The sequence below is a fragment of the Pseudomonas sp. Irchel s3a12 genome, assembly GCF_900187485.1.
Lineage (GTDB): Bacteria > Pseudomonadota > Gammaproteobacteria > Pseudomonadales > Pseudomonadaceae > Aquipseudomonas > Aquipseudomonas neuropathica.
On the sequence record NZ_FYDN01000002.1, the window covers coordinates 428,613 to 445,308 of the forward strand.

The window sequence follows — 16,696 nt, forward strand, 5'->3', positions numbered from 1 at the left end:
GAAAGTCTTGAGTCGAACTCAGGCTTTGAAAAGTATGAAGGTCGGCGCCCTTTCCGAATTTCGAGTCGAACTCAGGCTTTGAAAAGCATAAAGATCGGCTCCCTTTCCCCTCGCCCCCTTGGGGGAGAGGGCTGGGGTGAGGGGGTAGCTTTTGATTTTGATCTGACAGCCGAGAGAGGACTACAATCCCCACCCCGCCTCAACGGCCGATCTGCCCCGCCCATGTTGACCTGTTCTGTACACCCACTGCCCTACCGCGCCAATCCCGCCGACTACTTCGCGGCCATCCGCAACGCGCCCGGCGCCGTGCTGCTCGACAGCAGCCGGCCAAGTGCCGACCGTGGCCGTTATGACCTGCTCAGCGCCTGGCCGCTGGAACAACTGGCGGTGTTGCCGGACGAGAGCGGCGACGTTTTCCTGCAACGCCTGCGGGATAATCTGACCCGTCTGGGCGAGGCTGATTTGCCAACAGGTTTCGACCTGCCATTCGCCGGCGGTTTGATAGGCTACCTGAGCTACGATTTCGGTCGGCATCTGGAAAACCTGCCGAGCCAGGCGCTGGATGATCTGCAATTGCCGGATGCCCGCTTTGGCCTGTACGACTGGGCACTGATCAGCGATCACCAGAGGGCCAGCAGCCAACTGGTGTTTCACCCGTCCGTGATCGATAGCGAGAAACAGCGGCTGATCGCGCTGTTCAGCCAGCCGCTTGTCGAATCGATGGCGCCGTTCAAACTGAACCAGCCAATGACCGCCGACCTCTCCGCTGACAATTATCGTCAGGCCTTCGAACGCATTCAGCATTATATCCAGGCCGGCGACTGCTATCAGGTCAACTTCGCCCAGCGCTTCCGCGCTGCGTGTCAGGGCGATCCGTGGCTGGCTTATTGCGCGTTGCGCGAGGCCTGCCCGACGCCGTTTTCCGGTTTCCAGAGCTTGCCTGATGGCGGTGCCGTTTTGAGCCTGTCGCCAGAGCGCTTCGTCAAAGTCAGCGACCGTCAGGTGGAAACCCGACCGATCAAAGGCACCCGTCCGCGTGGCATGACCCCGGCCGAAGATGCCGCGAACGCCGCCGAACTGCTGGCCAGCCCCAAGGATCGCGCAGAAAACCTGATGATCGTCGACCTGCTGCGCAACGATCTCGGGCGCACCTGCCGCATCGGTTCGGTGCGGGTGCCGGAGCTGTTCAGTCTGGAAAGCTATCCTAACGTGCATCACTTGGTCAGTAGCGTCACCGGTGAGTTGGCGGATGATCGTGACGCACTGGATTTGATTGCCGGCAGTTTCCCCGGCGGCTCGATTACCGGCGCACCGAAGATTCGCGCAATGCAGATCATCGATGAGCTGGAACCGACGCGACGTGGGTTGTATTGCGGGTCGTTGCTGTATCTGGACGTGCGCGGCGAGATGGACAGTTCCATCGCGATTCGCAGTTTGTTGGTCAAGGATGGGCAGGTGTGCTGCTGGGGCGGTGGCGGAATTGTTGCCGATTCGGATTGGCAGGCTGAGTATCAGGAGTCGATTACCAAAGTCAGAATCCTCCTCGACACCCTGCAGAACCTCTGAATGACACAACCCGTGTAGGAGCTGCCGAAGGCTGCGATCTTTTGATCTTGATCCTGAAAAACCAGATCAAAAGATCGCAGCCTTCGGCAGCTCCTACAGGGGTATTCATTACAAACTCAATTCTCTGTTCGAAGCTTTGAGGAATTCCTGCTTCAACTCAGCAAAGGTGTGCACCGCGGGAAACTGCGGAAACTCGCGAATCACATTCTCCGGCGCATGGAACAGAATCCCCGCATCAGCCTCGCCCAGCATGCTCGTATCGTTATACGAATCCCCCGCCGCAATCACCCGGTAATACAGGCTCTTGAACGCCATCACCGACTGACGCTTGGGATCTTTCTGGCGCAACTGATAGCTGGTCACCCGCCCGGTTTCGTCAGTAATCAGGCGATGGCAAAGCAACGTCGGGAAGCCCAGTTGACGCATCAACGGCTGCGAGAACTCGTAGAACGTGTCCGACAGAATCACCACCTGAAAGCGCTCGCGCAGCCAGTTGACGAACTCCACAGCGCCGTCCAGCGGCTTCAGTGTGGCGATCACTTCCTGAATGTCCGACAGCTTCAAGCCGTGCTCATCGAGGATGCGCAGGCGCTGCTTCATCAGCACGTCGTAATCGGGAATGTCCCGGGTGGTGGCCTTGAGGGATTCGATTCCGGTTTTTTCAGCGAAGGCGATCCAGATTTCCGGCACCAGTACCCCTTCAAGATCCAGGCAAGCAATTTCCACAAGACACTCCCGTTTGTATTGATTATTTGAGTCGAGCGAGGCCGAACTCTAGCGACTCACATGCAGACGCGCAACGCACAGCACGCCCCCGAGCCGTGCAGCTTTTTGTTACCATCAGCGCCATATAGAGCGCCCAGCGCCACCGACCTGTAGGAAGCCGCCCTGATGAGTGCAACGTTCGACGTCGTGGAACTCGCCACGACCTATGCCAACAAATCCGCGCAAGACGTCCTCAAACTCGCGTTCGCCGAGTTCGGCGATGACTTGTGGATATCTTTCAGCGGCGCCGAGGATGTGGTGCTGGTGGACATGGCCTGGAAGCTCAACAAGAACGTCAAGGTGTTCAGCCTCGACACCGGCCGTCTGCACCCGGAGACCTACCGCTTCATCGATCAGGTGCGCGAGCACTACAAGATCGACATCGAACTGGTGTCGCCGGACTACACGAAACTCGAACCGTTCGTGAAGGAAAAAGGCCTGTTCAGCTTCTACAAGGACGGTCACGGCGAATGCTGCGGTATCCGCAAGATCGAGCCGCTGCGCCGAAAATTGTCCACCGTCAAAGCCTGGGCCACCGGCCAGCGCCGCGACCAGAGCCCGGGCACCCGCAGTGCTGTAGCCGTGATGGAAATCGATACCGCGTTCTCCACCCCCGAGCGCACCCTGTACAAGTTCAACCCGTTGGCGCAGATGACCAGCGAAGAGATCTGGGGTTACATCCGCATGCTCGAGTTGCCGTACAACAGCCTGCATGAGCGCGGCTTTATCAGTATCGGCTGCGAACCGTGCACCCGCCCTGTCCTGCCGAATCAGCACGAGCGCGAAGGCCGCTGGTGGTGGGAAGAAGCGACGCAGAAAGAATGCGGGTTGCATGCCGGGAATATCATCAGCAAGGCCTAACTCCCTGCCGCGCTGATTTCCCCCTTGTAGGAGTGAGCCTGCTCGCGATAGCGGTGTCTCAGTCGATAATTTTTTTGGCTGATACACCGCTATCGCGAGCAGGCTCACTCCTACAGGGGTTTGTAGCGACTCCAAAAATGTGTACACATGAATGTCACCATCGGTGCCATTTATGTGTGCACTTTTTTGTTTCAGCGCCCTGAAAAGTTACATCCCTGCCAAAAATCCCTCGCCTCCGCCCGCCATCAAAATCCCTCGCCAAAAATAAATACCTGTTCAACCGGTCAATTTTTAGCCAATTATTTTCAGACACTTAGCGCACATCGATAACTTTTCGAAATGAGCACGGCTGCGCATAGATCAACGACTGGCACAGATCTGGCTTAGGTGCATACATGTTTTGTATACAAAACTGCAAAACATAAAACCACTTCGATCCGCAAGCCTGAAGCGCCCTATCCCGTACAGGCTGCAGATGCCCCGTAACCAGTGATGCTTTCACTGCCGCGACGAAGATTTGTCGAGCCTGCCGGCTCATGCACAGTCATCGCGGCCCTGAACATCAGGAGCCTGCCGGAATGCGTACAAGTCTCTCCAACAACATCGCGCTGAATCTGCCCGCCGCTGCTCTCGACCAGCCGTTACCCGATGACGAATTGACCGAGCCGTTACAACTGAGCCCCCGCCTGCACAACAGCGACCTGGCGCCAACCAAGGCCGAAGGTCGGCGCTGGGGCAAATACAGCATCTTCGCCCTGTGGACGAACGACGTGCACAACATTGCTAACTACTCGTTCGCCATCGGCCTTTACGCCCTTGGCCTGGGTGGCTGGCAGATCCTGCTGTCGCTGGGGATCGGCGCGGCGCTGGTGTATTTCTTCATGAACCTGTCCGGGTACATGGGACAGAAAACCGGGGTGCCGTTTCCAGTGATCAGCCGGATCAGTTTCGGCATCCACGGCGCGCAAATTCCTGCACTGATCCGCGCGGTTATCGCCATCGCCTGGTTCGGCATTCAGACGTACCTGGCGTCAGTGGTATTTCGCGTATTGCTCACGGCAGTCCATCCCGGATTCGCCGCATACGACCACAACTCGATCCTCGGGCTGTCGACTTTGGGTTGGGTGTGTTTCGTGGCGATCTGGTTCGTGCAACTGGCGATCCTCGCCTACGGCATGGAAATGGTCCGCCGTTACGAAGCGTTTGCCGGGCCGGTGATTTTGCTGACAGTTGCGGCACTCGCTGGGTGGATGTACTTCCAAGCCAACGCGACCATTGCCTGGTCGATCCGCGAGCCACTGACCGGTGGCGAGATGTGGCGCAACATTTTTGCCGGCGGCGCGTTGTGGCTGGCGATCTACGGCACGCTGATTCTGAATTTCTGCGACTTCGCCCGCTCATCGCCGTGCCGCAAGACCATCAAGGTAGGAAACTTCTGGGGTTTGCCGGTGAATATTCTGGTGTTCGCCGCGATTACCGTGCTGCTCTGCGGTGCGCAATTTCAGATCAACGGCCGGATCATCGAGAGCCCGACCGAGATCATCGCCTCGATTCCCAACACCTTCTTCCTCGTGCTCGGTTGCCTGGCATTCCTGATCGTCACTGTGGCGGTGAACATCATGGCCAACTTCGTCGCCCCGGCCTTCGTGCTGAGCAACCTGGCGCCGAAGTACCTGACGTTCCGTCGCGCCGGGCTGATCAGCGCAACCATCGCTGTGCTGATCCTGCCGTGGAATCTCTACAACAGCCCGCTGGTGATCGTGTACTTCCTGTCTGGCCTCGGCGCCCTGCTCGGCCCGTTGTACGGCGTGATCATGGTCGACTACTGGCTGATCCGCAAAGGCCGGGTCAACGTCCCGCAGCTCTACAGCGAAGATCCCGACGGCGCTTATTACTACAGCCGTGGGGTGAATTTCCGTGCGGTGGCGGCATTTATTCCTGCGGCGCTGATCGCCATCGTCCTGGCGCTCGTGCCGGGTTTCCACAGCGTCTCGCCGTTCTCCTGGCTGATCGGCGCCGGGATCGCCGGAATGCTCTACCTGATCATTGCCAAACGCCATGCGCACTACGCCGACATCAGCGGCGAATCGATCGCTGTCGACAACGTCTGCCATTAATTCCCTCGTGGCCCGGACTTCGGGCCGCAGAACTGCCCGCTATAAGGATTTCCCCATGCGTATTCTCGTGGTCAACGTCAACACGACCGAATCCATCACCGAGGCCATTGCCCGCTCGGCGCAGGCTGTCGCCTCGCCCGGTACCGAAATCGTCGGTTTGACGCCGTACTTCGGTGCCGACTCGATTGAAGGCAACTTCGAAAGCTATCTGGCGGCCATCGCGGTGATGGATCGGGTGATGGCCTACGACCAGCCGTTCGATGCCGTGATTCAGGCCGGCTACGGCGAGCACGGTCGCGAAGGTCTGCAGGAATTGCTCAACGTGCCAGTGGTGGATATCACCGATGCGGCCGCGAGCACGGCGATGTTTCTCGGCCACGCCTATTCGGTGGTGACCACGCTGGATCGCACCGTACCGCTGATCGAAGATCGGCTGAAATTGTCCGGCCTGTGGGATCGTTGTGCATCGGTACGGGCCAGTGGTCTGGCCGTTCTGGAACTGGAACACGAGCCACAGCGTGCCTTGGAAGCCATCGTGCATCAGGCAGAACTGGCGGTGACGCAGGACAAAGCCGAGGTGATCTGCCTGGGTTGCGGCGGCATGGCCGGCCTGGATGAGCAGATTCGTCGGCGCACTGGCGTGCCGGTGGTGGATGGCGTCACGGCGGCGGTAACGATTGCGGAATCGCTGGTGCGCTTGCGCTTGTCGACGTCGAAAGTGCGAACGTATGCGACACCTCGGCCGAAGAACATCATTGGCTGGCCGGGGCGGTTTGCCCGCTAAGCTCATCATCGGAAACCGAGTCGCCCCATTCGCGAGCAAGCTCGCTCCCACAGGGGAAATGCATTCCAAATGTGGGAGCGAGCCTGCTCGCGAAGGCCGCAACTCGGTATCAAGGTTGCTCAAATAGCACTAAACCGCCGCGCCAACCCTCTCTCCGCAAACTGTTCAATCACATAATCGACAAACGCCCGCGTCTTGCCCGGCAACAACTTATGTTCGGCGTAATAAATCGAGATGTTGCCATCATCGACAAACCAGTCCGGCAACACTCGCTGCAACGTACCCGCCTCCAGATACCCCACCGCAAAAGGCATGCTCACCAGTGCAATCCCCAGGCCCTGCGCTGCTGTCGCACACGCGGCTTCGGAATCGCTCATGGTCATCCGGGCCTTGAGCATCAACGGACTGTGCTGCTGATCGCGGTGCGTCAATTGCCATGAACGCACACGCCCGGTTTGCGGTGAGCGAATCAGAATTCCGTCATGCTGCTTGAGATCGTCCGGATGAGTGATCGCAGGATTGCCGTTCAGATAATCCTGCGAAGCGACCAATACCCGATGCGCTGGCGTCAATCTGCGCGCTACCACACCTTGTGGCAGCTCAAAGCCGCCGCCAATCGCCGCATCGAAGCCCTGCCCGATCAGATCGACCTGACGATTATCGAAATGCCAGTCCGGATTGATCGCCGGGAAGCGCCGCAGAAACTCGCCGAGCAACGGCACTATATAAAGGCGCCCGAACACCGTGCCCATGCTGACTTTCAAGGTGCCGATCGGCTGCCCTTCGGCACTGGCCAGATTGGCCACGGCATTCTGGATCGTGGTCAGGCTGGCACTGACTTCACTCAAAAACAGCTGCCCCGCCTCGGTCAGCGTCAGACTGCGGGTGCTGCGCTGAAACAGCCGCACACCCAGCCGCGCCTCAAGCTTTGCGACACTTTTGCCAACCGCTGCCGGGGTCAGGCTCAAGCGCCGCGCCGCCTCGGCAAAGCTGCCGACCTCAGCACTACGGACAAAGCATTCGATACTGCTGAAGGTTTCCATGGCCGCCACTATAAACTTCTGGTTTACATAGACTATAGCAATCAGGGTCTACACGGTTGCGGATCAGAGGTCGATACTCGGCTCCAACAACAAGGCATCCCGCCTTGAATAGTCTGGAGATCGAACATGACCACTCAACACCTCGGCGGCAAAGTCGCTCTGATTCAAGGCGGTTCCCGTGGTATCGGCGCTGCCATCGTCAAACGCCTGGCCGCTGAAGGCGCTGCAGTAGCCTTCACTTACGTCAGCTCCACCGCCAAAGCCGAAGAGTTACAGAACAGCATCACCGCCAACGGCGGCAAAGCCCTGGCGATCAAGGCCGACAGTGCCGACGCCGCAGCGATCCGCCACGCGGTCAGCGCCACGGTCGAAGCTTTTGGCCGACTCGACATTTTGGTCAACAACGCCGGTGTGCTGGCCGTTGCTCCACTGGAAGACTTCAAACTCGAAGACTTCGACCAGACCCTCGCAATCAACGTGCGCAGCGTATTCATCGCCTCGCAAGAAGCCGCCAAGCACATGGGCGAAGGTTCGCGCATCATCAACATCGGCAGCACCAACGCCGACCGCATGCCCTTCGCCGGTGGCGGTGTATATGCGATGAGCAAATCGGCGCTGGTCGGTTTGACCAAAGGCCTGGCCCGCGATCTTGGCCCACGCGGCATCACCATCAACAACGTGCAGCCCGGCCCTGTCGACACCGACATGAACCCGGCGCACGGTGACTTCGCCGAAAGCCTCATTCCGTTGATGGCCGTCGGTCGTTACGGTAAAGCCGAAGAAATCGCCAGTTTTGTCGCCTATCTGGCGGGCCCGGAAGCCGGTTACATCACCGGTGCCAGCCTGACCATCGACGGTGGTTTCGGCGCCTGATTTTCCGAGTTGCCTGAACGCAAAACGCCGCCCCTCTTTTCACAGAGGGGCGGCGTTTTTTTGTCTCAGACGTTTACATCCATTCCAGCGCCGGCAAACCACAGGCACTTGGCGTGAACGCTTTCAAACTCCGAAGAATCCCGTCAGCGTGTGCGTACTTTTCATCGGCCATGGCGGCATCGGGGATGGCGATGGCCGTCATGCCTGCGGCTTTCGCTGCGGTCACGCCAAACGGCGAATCCTCGAACACCAGGCAATCCTCAGGTGCCACACCCAGACGGCGGGCAGCGGTCAGGAAGATATCCGGCGCCGGTTTCGCCGCGCCGACTTCCGGATCGTCCGCCGTGACAATGAAGTCGAACAGCGCGAACCAGTCGCGGTGCAGCGTGGTTTTTTGCCCGAACGATTGCCGCGATGAACTGGTGCCGACGGCGATGGGGATGTTGTGCGCCTTGAGGTGGCGAATCAGCTCCTCGGCACCCGGCATCGCTTGCGCCGTGGGAAAACGCTCGCGCATCAATGGTTCGCGGATCACCAGAAACTCTTCAGCGGTGATCGGCAGATCCAGCGCCTGCACCACGTAGTTCGCCAGATCGTTGGCCCCGCGACCAATGATGTTCTGCTTGACGCTCCAGTCGAAGGTGCGCCCGTAGCGCTGGGCAATCAGCGAAGTGACTTCGGTGTAAATGCCCTCGGTGTCCAGCAACAAACCGTCCATATCAAAAATCACGGCCTTGATCGGGCCGAACGCCTTCAGCGGTGCATTCATCATCGGATCCGTTAACAAAGACATCCCAAGCGGCAGGTGGACCGCTGCTCGGATCTGATTAAAGGGTTCAGCAGCATAACGAGCGCGACAGACATTGAGCAACGGCCAATGTTTATTGAGCGATGAACTACTCGCAGACATTTAGCGAAATGTCCTACAGGCATCGCCTACTCGCCCGACTTCTTTCCTGTTTGATCCCCCGCAAAGTCCCCGCACCTTTTTGACGTGCGCGAGAGACTGCGAATGCTTCCAACCGATCGGCTTCTGGCCCTGAACAACAGCATCGGCCTGCTCGTTGTTGCTGCTTTGAATCCCGATGAGCCGGACTTCGAACACCTGATCCGCGAGTTCCGCCTGTGCCTGAACCACTACGACGCCTGGGCCGAGCAGTTCTGGACAGGCACCGCGCTGGATGTCGAACAGGTCTTCACCGTCGGTAACGACGTACGCCTCAGCGCGCCGATCACGTCGCGCCAGCCGCTCAGTTCATCGGTGGTCATGTGCTCGGCCAGCGGGTCGCTGACGCTGGTGCATATGTTCGAGGCCGCGAGGTTTGTGCCGATTGGCAACACCCCGGTAATCCTCGAACCGGTGCTTGCCGATGTCGGCGGCGTGCTGACTTTCGGCGAACCGCTGCATTACACCATCGGCCCCAGCGGCATTCTGCAAGTGACCGACTGCGATCGGGGCCAGCGTTATCGCATCACCTTCTTTCCCGATGTGTCCACGGACCATGTGAAGAAGCTGTACGCCTCCTATCAGGGCATCATCGATGGGCTGGAGGGCTGGTTGCGCGGGGAATGGAGTGAATGTCAGCCGCAGTGGAAGGAATTTTCCAGCGCCGGGTTTCTTGAGCGTTACGGTCAGTTGCAACAGGCCGATTGGCGTGGATTCGAGAAAGCCCTGAATGGCGTCTGGGATGACATTAAACAGGTATTTGCCCTGCTCGCAGACTTGCAGGCCAACAGTGAAAAATTGCTGGAATACCTCAGCGAGGCCGAGCTTGAGGCGTTATTGAATGCCTCCAGCGACGCCATCGCCAATGGCTTGCTGATCCTCAGTGACGAGCCGCTGCTGTTCATTCATCTGGCCGCGTTTACCAGTTGGCTGAAGATGCTGCCGCCGCAGTATCTGGCTGAAGTGGTGGCCGAGGTGCGGGTCGAATTGCTGATCAGCTTCCTGTTGATGGGCGTGTCGGGTGGCATCGGCGTGCCGCTGCGTTTGAGCAGCAAGGTGCTGGCGAAGATCAAGTCGCCGCGCGCGCGGGAATGGCTGGCGGCCTCGGCATTGCGCTTGGCCGAACTGACGTCCTCGGCGGATTTGACGCGGCATGCCAGCGTTTTGAAGCCACTGATGCTCAATGTGCGTGACGTTGAGTTGAAACCGACACCGGCGATACCGCTGAACATTCGTCAGGCCGATTCGCTGGTGTTGACCGTGCCAAACCCGGCGCCTGTTGTGCGGGACAAGTCTGGCGGTTCGAGCCGGATCGAGCGGCATGAGCCGCATGACGACTCGCCGGATCAGGCGAAAAACCCCAACGGTGACAGCGCCGATTGTGTGCCGCGCACTTGCACCAACGGCTGCCCGGTGTCGATGGTCACCGGCGAAGAACTGCTGACCCTGAGCGATGCGGTGCTCGATGGCGTGTTGCCGTTTGAGTTCACGCGGTTGTATCGCAGCAGTGCCGCCGAAATCGATGTTGGGTTGGGGTTTGGCTGGAGTCATTCGCTGGCGCATCGGCTGGAATTTTTCGCTGATGAGGTTGTTTGGGTCGATCACGAAAACCGGCGTACCCGTTTTCCGTTGCCGAGCGTTGAGCGGCCGGCGATTCACAACAGTTTGTCGCGGGCGGCGATTTTTCTGGGCGATGAGCCGGAAGAGCTGATCCTCGCACTGGCCGGGGACACCGCGCGGTTTTATCACTTTCGCGCAGGACGGCTGACGGCGATCAGCGATGCCTATGGCAATCGTCTGACGGTGCAGCGCGATCGGTCTGACCGGGTGCAGCGCCTGGATAACGGCGCCGGGCGTTCGCTGTTGTTGCGGTATGACCGGGCGCAGTTGCTTGGTGTGGATTACCAGGTGTTTCGCGACGGTGCATGGAGCACCGAACAAGCGCTGGTCAGTTACAGCTACGACGCCTACCGGCACCTGATCGAAGCGACCAACGCCGTCGGTGACAGCGAGCGTTACGACTACGACGACGCTCACGTGATTCTGCAGCGGCAACTTGCTGGGGGCGCGAGTTTCTTCTGGGAGTGGGAGCGCTCCGGCAAGGCTGCTCGTTGCGTGCGCCACTGGGCGTCGTTTTCGCAGATGGACACACGTTACGTCTGGAACGATGACGGCAGTGTCGCGGTGCATTACGTCGACGGCACCGAAGAGACCTACGTTCACGACGAACGCGCGCGGCTGGTGCGCAAGGTCGAGGCCGATGGCGGCGAACAGCTCAGGGCTTATGACGCCTCGGGGCGGCTGATCGCCGAGCAGGATGCGTTAGGCGCTGTCACTGAATACCGCTACGACGAGGTCGGACGGCTGGTGGCGCTGATTCCGCCGGATGAAGCGCCCACGTCCTACGAGTATCGCAACGGTTTCCTGCACAAACGCTCTCGCGGCGAGGCGGTGTGGATCTACCGGCGCAATGCCGAGGGCGATGTCACCGAAGCGGTCGACCCCGACGGCCAGGTTACTCATTACTACTACGACACCCGGGGGCAATTGCTGTCGATCCGCTACCCGGACAGCAGCCGGCATCGGCTGGTCTGGAATAGCCTCGGCCAGTTGACCGAGGAAACCCTGCCCGACGGTGGCGTGCGGCGTTTTTCCTACGACGCACTGGGGCGGCGGACGACAACCGCCGACGAACACGGTGCGGTCACCCGCCAGCATTGGGACGCCGTTGGCCGACTGATTCAGACGACTTTTCCTACCGGCAGCACCCGCGCCTACAGCTACGGCGCCTACGGTCAGGTCACTGCCGAACGGGATGAACTGGGGCGCATTACCCGTTATGAATATGACGACGATCTGCACTTGGTTTCGCGCCGAATCAACCCTGACGGCACGCGGGTGCAGTACCGCTACGACCATGCGCAACTGCTGCTCACCGAGATCGAAAACGAATCAGGGGAAAAGTACCGGCTGGACTACACGCCGACCGGGCTGATTCGTCAGGAAAGCGGTTTTGACGGCCGGCGCACGGCGTACGCCTACGACCTCAACGGCCATCTGCTGGAGAAGACCGAGTTCGGCGATGACGGCTCTTGTTTGCTCACCGCTTATGAACGCGATGGCGCAGGCCGGTTACTCGTCAAAACCCTGCCCGACGGCATCAAGGTCAGTTACCAATACGACCGTCTCGGTCGTTTGATCAGTGTCGACGACGGCCAGCAACATCCTTTGGCCTTCGAGTACGACCGTCAGGACCGCTTGATCACCGAGCATCAGGGCTGGGGCACCCTGCGTTACCGTTACGACGCCTGCGGCCAGCTCAAACGCATGCGTCTGCCGGACAACAGCGTGCTCGACTACCGCCACGCCAAGGGCGGCGCGCTGAACGGGATTGACCTCAACGGCACGCCGTTGACCCGCCATGTCTATCAGTCCGGTCGCGAACTGCAACGCCAACAAGGTCTGCTGCTCAGCGAATACTCCTACGACGATCAAGGACGATTACTCGCCCACGCCGTAGGCCATCAGCGCGATGCCCTGTACCGCCGCGATTATGCCTACAGCGCCAACGGCAATCTCGCGCACATCGCCGACAGCCGCCACGGCCAGCGTACCTACGGCTACGACGCCCTCGACCGCCTGATCCGCGTACGCCACTCACGCGACGAACTGCCGGAATCCTTCGCCCACGACCCGGCCGGTAACCTGCTGATGCAGGACCGCCCCGGTCCCAGCCAGATAAAGGGCAATCGCCTGCTGATGCAAGGCGATCGTCATTACGACTACGACGCCTTCGGCAACCTGATCCGCGAACGTCGCGGCCGCGCACAGACACTCGTCACCGAATACCGCTACGACAGCCAGCACCGCCTGATCGGCCTGACCCGCCCCGACGGCCAGACCGCGTCGTACCAATACGACGCCTTCGGCCGGCGTATCCGCAAAACCGTCAACGGCGAAACCACCGAATTCTTCTGGCAAGGCGACCACCTCGTCGCCGAAAGCAGCGAAAACGAATACCGCAGCTACGTCTACGAACCCGGCACCTTCCGCCCGCTGGCGCTGCTCGACGGTAAAGGCCCGAAAAAGGCCTGCCCGTTCTACTACCAACTCGACCACCTCGGCACCCCGCAGGAACTCACCGACTACAGCGGCGACATCGTCTGGTCCGCGCAATACGACGCCTACGGCAAAGTCGCCGCTCTGACCCTGGCTGGCGACGACTACCTGAACCAGCCGCTGCGTTTTCAGGGGCAGTACTTCGATGCGGAAAGTGGCCTGCATTACAACCGCCATCGGTATTACGACCCGCGGCTGGGGCGGTATCTGACGCCGGACCCAATCAAGTTGGCGGGTGGGCTGAATCAGTACCAGTACGTGCCGAATCCGACGGGGTGGGTGGATCCGTTGGGGTTGAGCTCTAACTGCCCGCCGCCGAATAAGCCGGGTTGTGAGATGTCGGGTGGGGTTGCTGGGGCTAAGGTAGATGAGGGTGAGCCACAATTACCGGGCTTGATTCATGGCGTTGACCCACATTCAGTGAAGCGAACGCACGCAATTATGGGGAAAAAATCAACTAAACACGTCGAAAAAATAAGGGATGCAATGCGAGCAGATGGGTACGACATGAACTATCCCATAGATGTAGCGGAACATCAGGGCACCCTCTATATTCTAGATGGGCATCACCGTGCAGCGGCTGCAAAACAAACAGCCACTCCTATAACTATAAAATTGATCACAAACATCAGAGAACACAAAGGAGAACTTAATACCATCGAAGAAGTAATTGAATCAGCTGAAAATGTCGGACACGACCGATTGGAGCATCACAGAAGAAGATGAACACAGACGATAAAAATCTTGAGGATCTAATAAATGACTTCCTTTCAAAAGTAGACTACGGCACGGAGTTACTACTAAAAAAATTCGGCACTCGAAATATTTTAAGACTTTGGCGGAGCAAGCAAATCGAACGTTGCGGTGAAATAACTAATGGAATTCAATATGAACTGCACGGCGTAGGGTGCGCCATTCATTTCCCATCAGAATCAGTGGACTTCGACTATGGATCGGACAACAGAATCGACGGCTTTGATGTGTGGCGCCTCTACATTTACGCTAGCGACAGGCCATCTGAATACAAAAAATACTGCGATAAAAAAATAGTTGAAGAGGAGTTTAAAGAATACATCTCATCAGGCCGAATAGAAAAAATGTCGCCATCAGACAACCTTTATATACGCGTCAACCATGCTTTAACTGCGAAATAACAAAAAATTAACGGCGACCTCTTCCGCTCCAACATTTTTTACCAACGTTAACTTTCGCAAGCAAACCAATCAGAATCAAGGGGCCTGAAGTATAGGCCCCGGATATTTAAATTCAGTGCGCTGCCATGCTCGACTCTCAAGACAGCTTATTGCTCATCCTCATCCTCTTCATACTCCATATCCGCCTCATCCGAATCATTCAGCGGCACCGTCGCATCATCCATCAGCGACCCCGGATCCTCATTCCCCGGATCATTGATAAACGGCAATCCACTCGAACCTTTCTCTTCCTTGCCCTCAGTTTCGGGAGTCATGGCAAACCTCATCATCTCGTGGCGTGTATAACGTTCGAAAGGCCTTACAGCCAATCGTTCCGGAGTCCGACAAGTGAATGCAAAAAACCCGGCAAAATGCCGGGTTTCCGTTTAATCATCCATCAATGATGGCGGTTTTTATGTTTGTTCTTGTTCTTGTGCTTGTGGCCACCACCCGAATGAGATCCGCCATCGTCACCGAGGTTATTGCCGACCGCACCACCGGCCGCGCCGCCCAACCCAGCGCCAATGGTCGAACCCGTTGAGCCGCCGAGGCTGTTGCCGACAACCGAACCGCCCGCCGCGCCGAGACCACCGCCAATGGCGGCTTCGGTTCGGTTGCGTTTATTCGCCCCGACGGCACTCCCGGCCGCGCCGCCAACACCCGCACCTACCGCCGCGCCAGTACTGCCACCGAGTTGTCCACCGACCACATTGCCGAGCGCGCCGCCCAAGCCGCCCCCCACAGCAGCGGTGCCATCACCAGCGGCCATCGCCCCTTGTGCTACCAGCAAACCGAAAAACAGTGCAGATAATGACAAGCGCATATGAACCTCACAGTTCCCGAAGTGGGACAGTCCGCCCAGACATGGGCCTATGTGAGATTGGAGACGCAAACGGGAAAAACGTTCAGCCATGAAAAAGCCCGACATCGAGCCGGGCTTTTTCTGACAAGGGATTAGTCTCAGTGACGCTTGTGACCTTTGGACAAGTTACTGCCCACTGCGCCGCCCGCCGCACCGCCCAGGCCTGCACCAATGGTCGCACCGGTCTTGCCGCCCAGGCTGTTGCCGATCACCGAACCACCCGCTGCGCCAACACCGCCGCCAATCGCCGCTTTGGTCCGGCTCCCCTTGCGCGCCGCCACTGCGCTGCCCGCCGCGCCTGCTACGCCAGCACCGATTGCCGCGCCAGTGCTGCCGCCCATTTTCTGGCCGACGACATTACCCAGTGCGCCACCCAGACCACCGCCCAGCGCCGCGGTGCCATCACCGGCAGCCATTGCACCTTGAGCAACCAGAAGCCCCAGAACCAGAGCAGGCAGTGTTAAACGCATGACGAAAACCTCAAAAATTGGGATGACAAAAAGGGCCGGGATTTAATGCCGTCGCCGCGCAAAAGTCCAGCCGAAATCAGAGGCTTCGCGTACTCGGCGCCGATTGGACAGCGATTCTGCAAAAGGTTTTATGACAGGCAAAAAAAAGCCCGCTGGGGAGACGGGCTGGAGACTTGCTTTCTAACGGATGGCTTCACCCTACCGCGGTAGACGTGAAAAGTTTGTGAAAGCCCCCCGCATTTGCCACCGAAGTGCGTAGGACATTTCTCTCACTCAATCAGCCATAAAAAACCCCGTTCAATGACGGGGTTATGCAGTGACAGATTATTTTCTGGATCGCGCGCTGACCTTGGGTAGAAATTTTGCCTTCGGTCCTTTCGGTGCTGTGGATTTGATCTTGCCGGTCTGCACCCGGTCCTCGCCAAAGCCTGACTGGTACTCGGTCTGACCGCACCGTACACAGTTATTGAAGGAAAATTCAGCGCCATCGTCTTCGATATACGGATCAGTCATACCATCGCCCCTTCGCCACCGGTCGACACCGGCAAAAACCCATTCGCCTGAAAAAATATCGACCTCCAACGCTTTTGAGACTAGTTGGTCATTCCTGGACTTGTTATTCAGATCTCCTGATGCCCGACGAATGGCCTACAAAAACTCAACGCGATGAAGTGCCATTGGTCCTGCACCGCTAAAGAATTGCAGAGACAGGCCGTTGACCTTTTTCATACAAATGAATCTCAAGGAGAGAACATGCAAATCAACGGATTCTCCAATATGCCTGTCGTAAAACTCACGGACGAACAGATCGCAGCCGGCAAGGCTGGCGCTGAAAAATTCAAGGAAAAGATCGCTTCCGGTGAAATCACCATCAAGTCTCCGGGTCCGGATACACCGGTTCTGCAACCAGGGGTCATTTACCATCCCAGCAAGCCAGTCGAACCCAACCCACCTTCTGATACACCCCCTCTGGTCGCCATTGATACACCACTGACCTATGACGAAAGAGGCACCGTGATCCTCAAGCCACAAGGCTGATTGCACCGCAAGATTGAGCCCATTCAGCCTCTGAATGGGCTTACACACCCGTCAAACAA

At 58.3% G+C, this 16,696-nt stretch carries 15 protein-coding genes; 8 read left to right on the forward strand and 7 right to left on the reverse strand.

Annotation, left to right across the window (positions count from 1 at the left end; translation table 11 throughout):
- The first annotated feature begins 222 nt into the window (after positions 1–222).
- Positions 223–1,566: an aminodeoxychorismate synthase component I gene (pabB, locus tag CKW14_RS05375; RefSeq protein WP_095124913.1), complete on the forward strand. Its 1,344-nt coding sequence runs from the start codon at positions 223–225 to the stop codon at positions 1,564–1,566.
- A 108-nt stretch (positions 1,567–1,674) separates the two neighbouring features.
- Here pabB and thrH read toward each other — a convergent pair whose 3' ends face one another.
- Positions 1,675–2,292, reverse strand: coding sequence for a bifunctional phosphoserine phosphatase/homoserine phosphotransferase ThrH (gene thrH / locus CKW14_RS05380; protein WP_095124914.1), 618 nt, complete (start codon positions 2,290–2,292; stop codon positions 1,675–1,677).
- Between the two features lie 165 nt (positions 2,293–2,457).
- On the opposite strand from thrH, the gene CKW14_RS05385 reads away from it, so the two are divergent.
- The 3 genes from CKW14_RS05385 to CKW14_RS05395 all read left to right on the forward strand — a co-directional run bounded on the left by CKW14_RS05385 (position 2,458) and on the right by CKW14_RS05395 (position 6,093).
- On the forward strand, positions 2,458–3,192 hold the full coding sequence (locus CKW14_RS05385; RefSeq protein WP_095124915.1) for a phosphoadenylyl-sulfate reductase: 735 nt from the start codon (positions 2,458–2,460) through the stop codon (positions 3,190–3,192).
- Between the two features lie 578 nt (positions 3,193–3,770).
- Positions 3,771–5,309, forward strand: a complete 1,539-nt coding sequence (locus tag CKW14_RS05390) for an NCS1 family nucleobase:cation symporter-1 (RefSeq protein WP_095124916.1) — start codon at positions 3,771–3,773, stop codon at positions 5,307–5,309.
- 55 nt (positions 5,310–5,364) lie between these two features.
- Positions 5,365–6,093 carry an aspartate/glutamate racemase family protein gene (locus tag CKW14_RS05395; protein WP_095047763.1) on the forward strand — a complete coding sequence of 243 codons (729 nt, stop codon included), beginning with the start codon at positions 5,365–5,367 and terminating at the stop codon, positions 6,091–6,093.
- A 119-nt stretch (positions 6,094–6,212) separates the two neighbouring features.
- Here the strand turns inward: CKW14_RS05395 and CKW14_RS05400 are convergent, their stop codons facing one another.
- On the reverse strand, positions 6,213–7,136 hold the full coding sequence (locus tag CKW14_RS05400) for a LysR family transcriptional regulator (RefSeq protein ID WP_095047764.1): 924 nt from the start codon (positions 7,134–7,136) through the stop codon (positions 6,213–6,215).
- A gap of 126 nt (positions 7,137–7,262) precedes the next feature.
- Between CKW14_RS05400 and CKW14_RS05405 the strand changes: the two genes are divergently transcribed.
- Positions 7,263–8,009 carry a 3-oxoacyl-ACP reductase family protein gene (locus CKW14_RS05405; RefSeq protein WP_095047765.1) on the forward strand — a complete coding sequence of 249 codons (747 nt, stop codon included), beginning with the start codon at positions 7,263–7,265 and terminating at the stop codon, positions 8,007–8,009.
- A gap of 73 nt (positions 8,010–8,082) precedes the next feature.
- On the opposite strand, the gene CKW14_RS05410 is transcribed toward CKW14_RS05405, so the two are convergent.
- A complete protein-coding gene (locus tag CKW14_RS05410; protein WP_095047766.1) occupies positions 8,083–8,778 on the reverse strand; it encodes an HAD-IA family hydrolase in 696 nt (231 codons plus the stop codon).
- A 243-nt stretch (positions 8,779–9,021) separates the two neighbouring features.
- Between CKW14_RS05410 and CKW14_RS05415 the strand changes: the two genes are divergently transcribed.
- On the forward strand, positions 9,022–13,800 hold the full coding sequence (locus CKW14_RS05415) for an RHS repeat-associated core domain-containing protein (RefSeq protein WP_095124917.1): 4,779 nt from the start codon (positions 9,022–9,024) through the stop codon (positions 13,798–13,800).
- A complete protein-coding gene (locus CKW14_RS05420) occupies positions 13,797–14,228 on the forward strand; it encodes a hypothetical protein (protein ID WP_095124918.1) in 432 nt (143 codons plus the stop codon). Before CKW14_RS05415 ends, CKW14_RS05420 begins: the two co-directional genes overlap by 4 nt.
- Positions 14,229–14,374: 146 nt before the next feature.
- Here CKW14_RS05420 and CKW14_RS29925 read toward each other — a convergent pair whose 3' ends face one another.
- The 4 genes from CKW14_RS29925 to CKW14_RS05440 all read right to left on the reverse strand — a co-directional run bounded on the left by CKW14_RS29925 (position 14,375) and on the right by CKW14_RS05440 (position 16,112).
- Complete coding sequence (locus tag CKW14_RS29925) at positions 14,375–14,542, reverse strand: hypothetical protein (protein WP_007914082.1); 168 nt, start codon at positions 14,540–14,542, stop codon at positions 14,375–14,377.
- 122 nt (positions 14,543–14,664) lie between these two features.
- Positions 14,665–15,090, reverse strand: a complete 426-nt coding sequence (locus CKW14_RS05430; protein WP_095124920.1) for a glycine zipper domain-containing protein — start codon at positions 15,088–15,090, stop codon at positions 14,665–14,667.
- Positions 15,091–15,227: 137 nt separating this feature from the next.
- Entirely contained in the window at positions 15,228–15,599 is a 372-nt protein-coding gene (locus CKW14_RS05435; protein WP_007914079.1) for a glycine zipper domain-containing protein, read from the reverse strand.
- Between the two features lie 324 nt (positions 15,600–15,923).
- Positions 15,924–16,112 (reverse strand): hypothetical protein, encoded by a 189-nt coding sequence (locus CKW14_RS05440; RefSeq protein ID WP_095050941.1) that lies wholly within the window; start codon positions 16,110–16,112, stop codon positions 15,924–15,926.
- Positions 16,113–16,352: 240 nt separating this feature from the next.
- Between CKW14_RS05440 and CKW14_RS05445 the strand changes: the two genes are divergently transcribed.
- Positions 16,353–16,637, forward strand: coding sequence for a hypothetical protein (locus tag CKW14_RS05445; RefSeq protein WP_095124921.1), 285 nt, complete (start codon positions 16,353–16,355; stop codon positions 16,635–16,637).
- Positions 16,638–16,696: the final 59 nt, after the last annotated feature.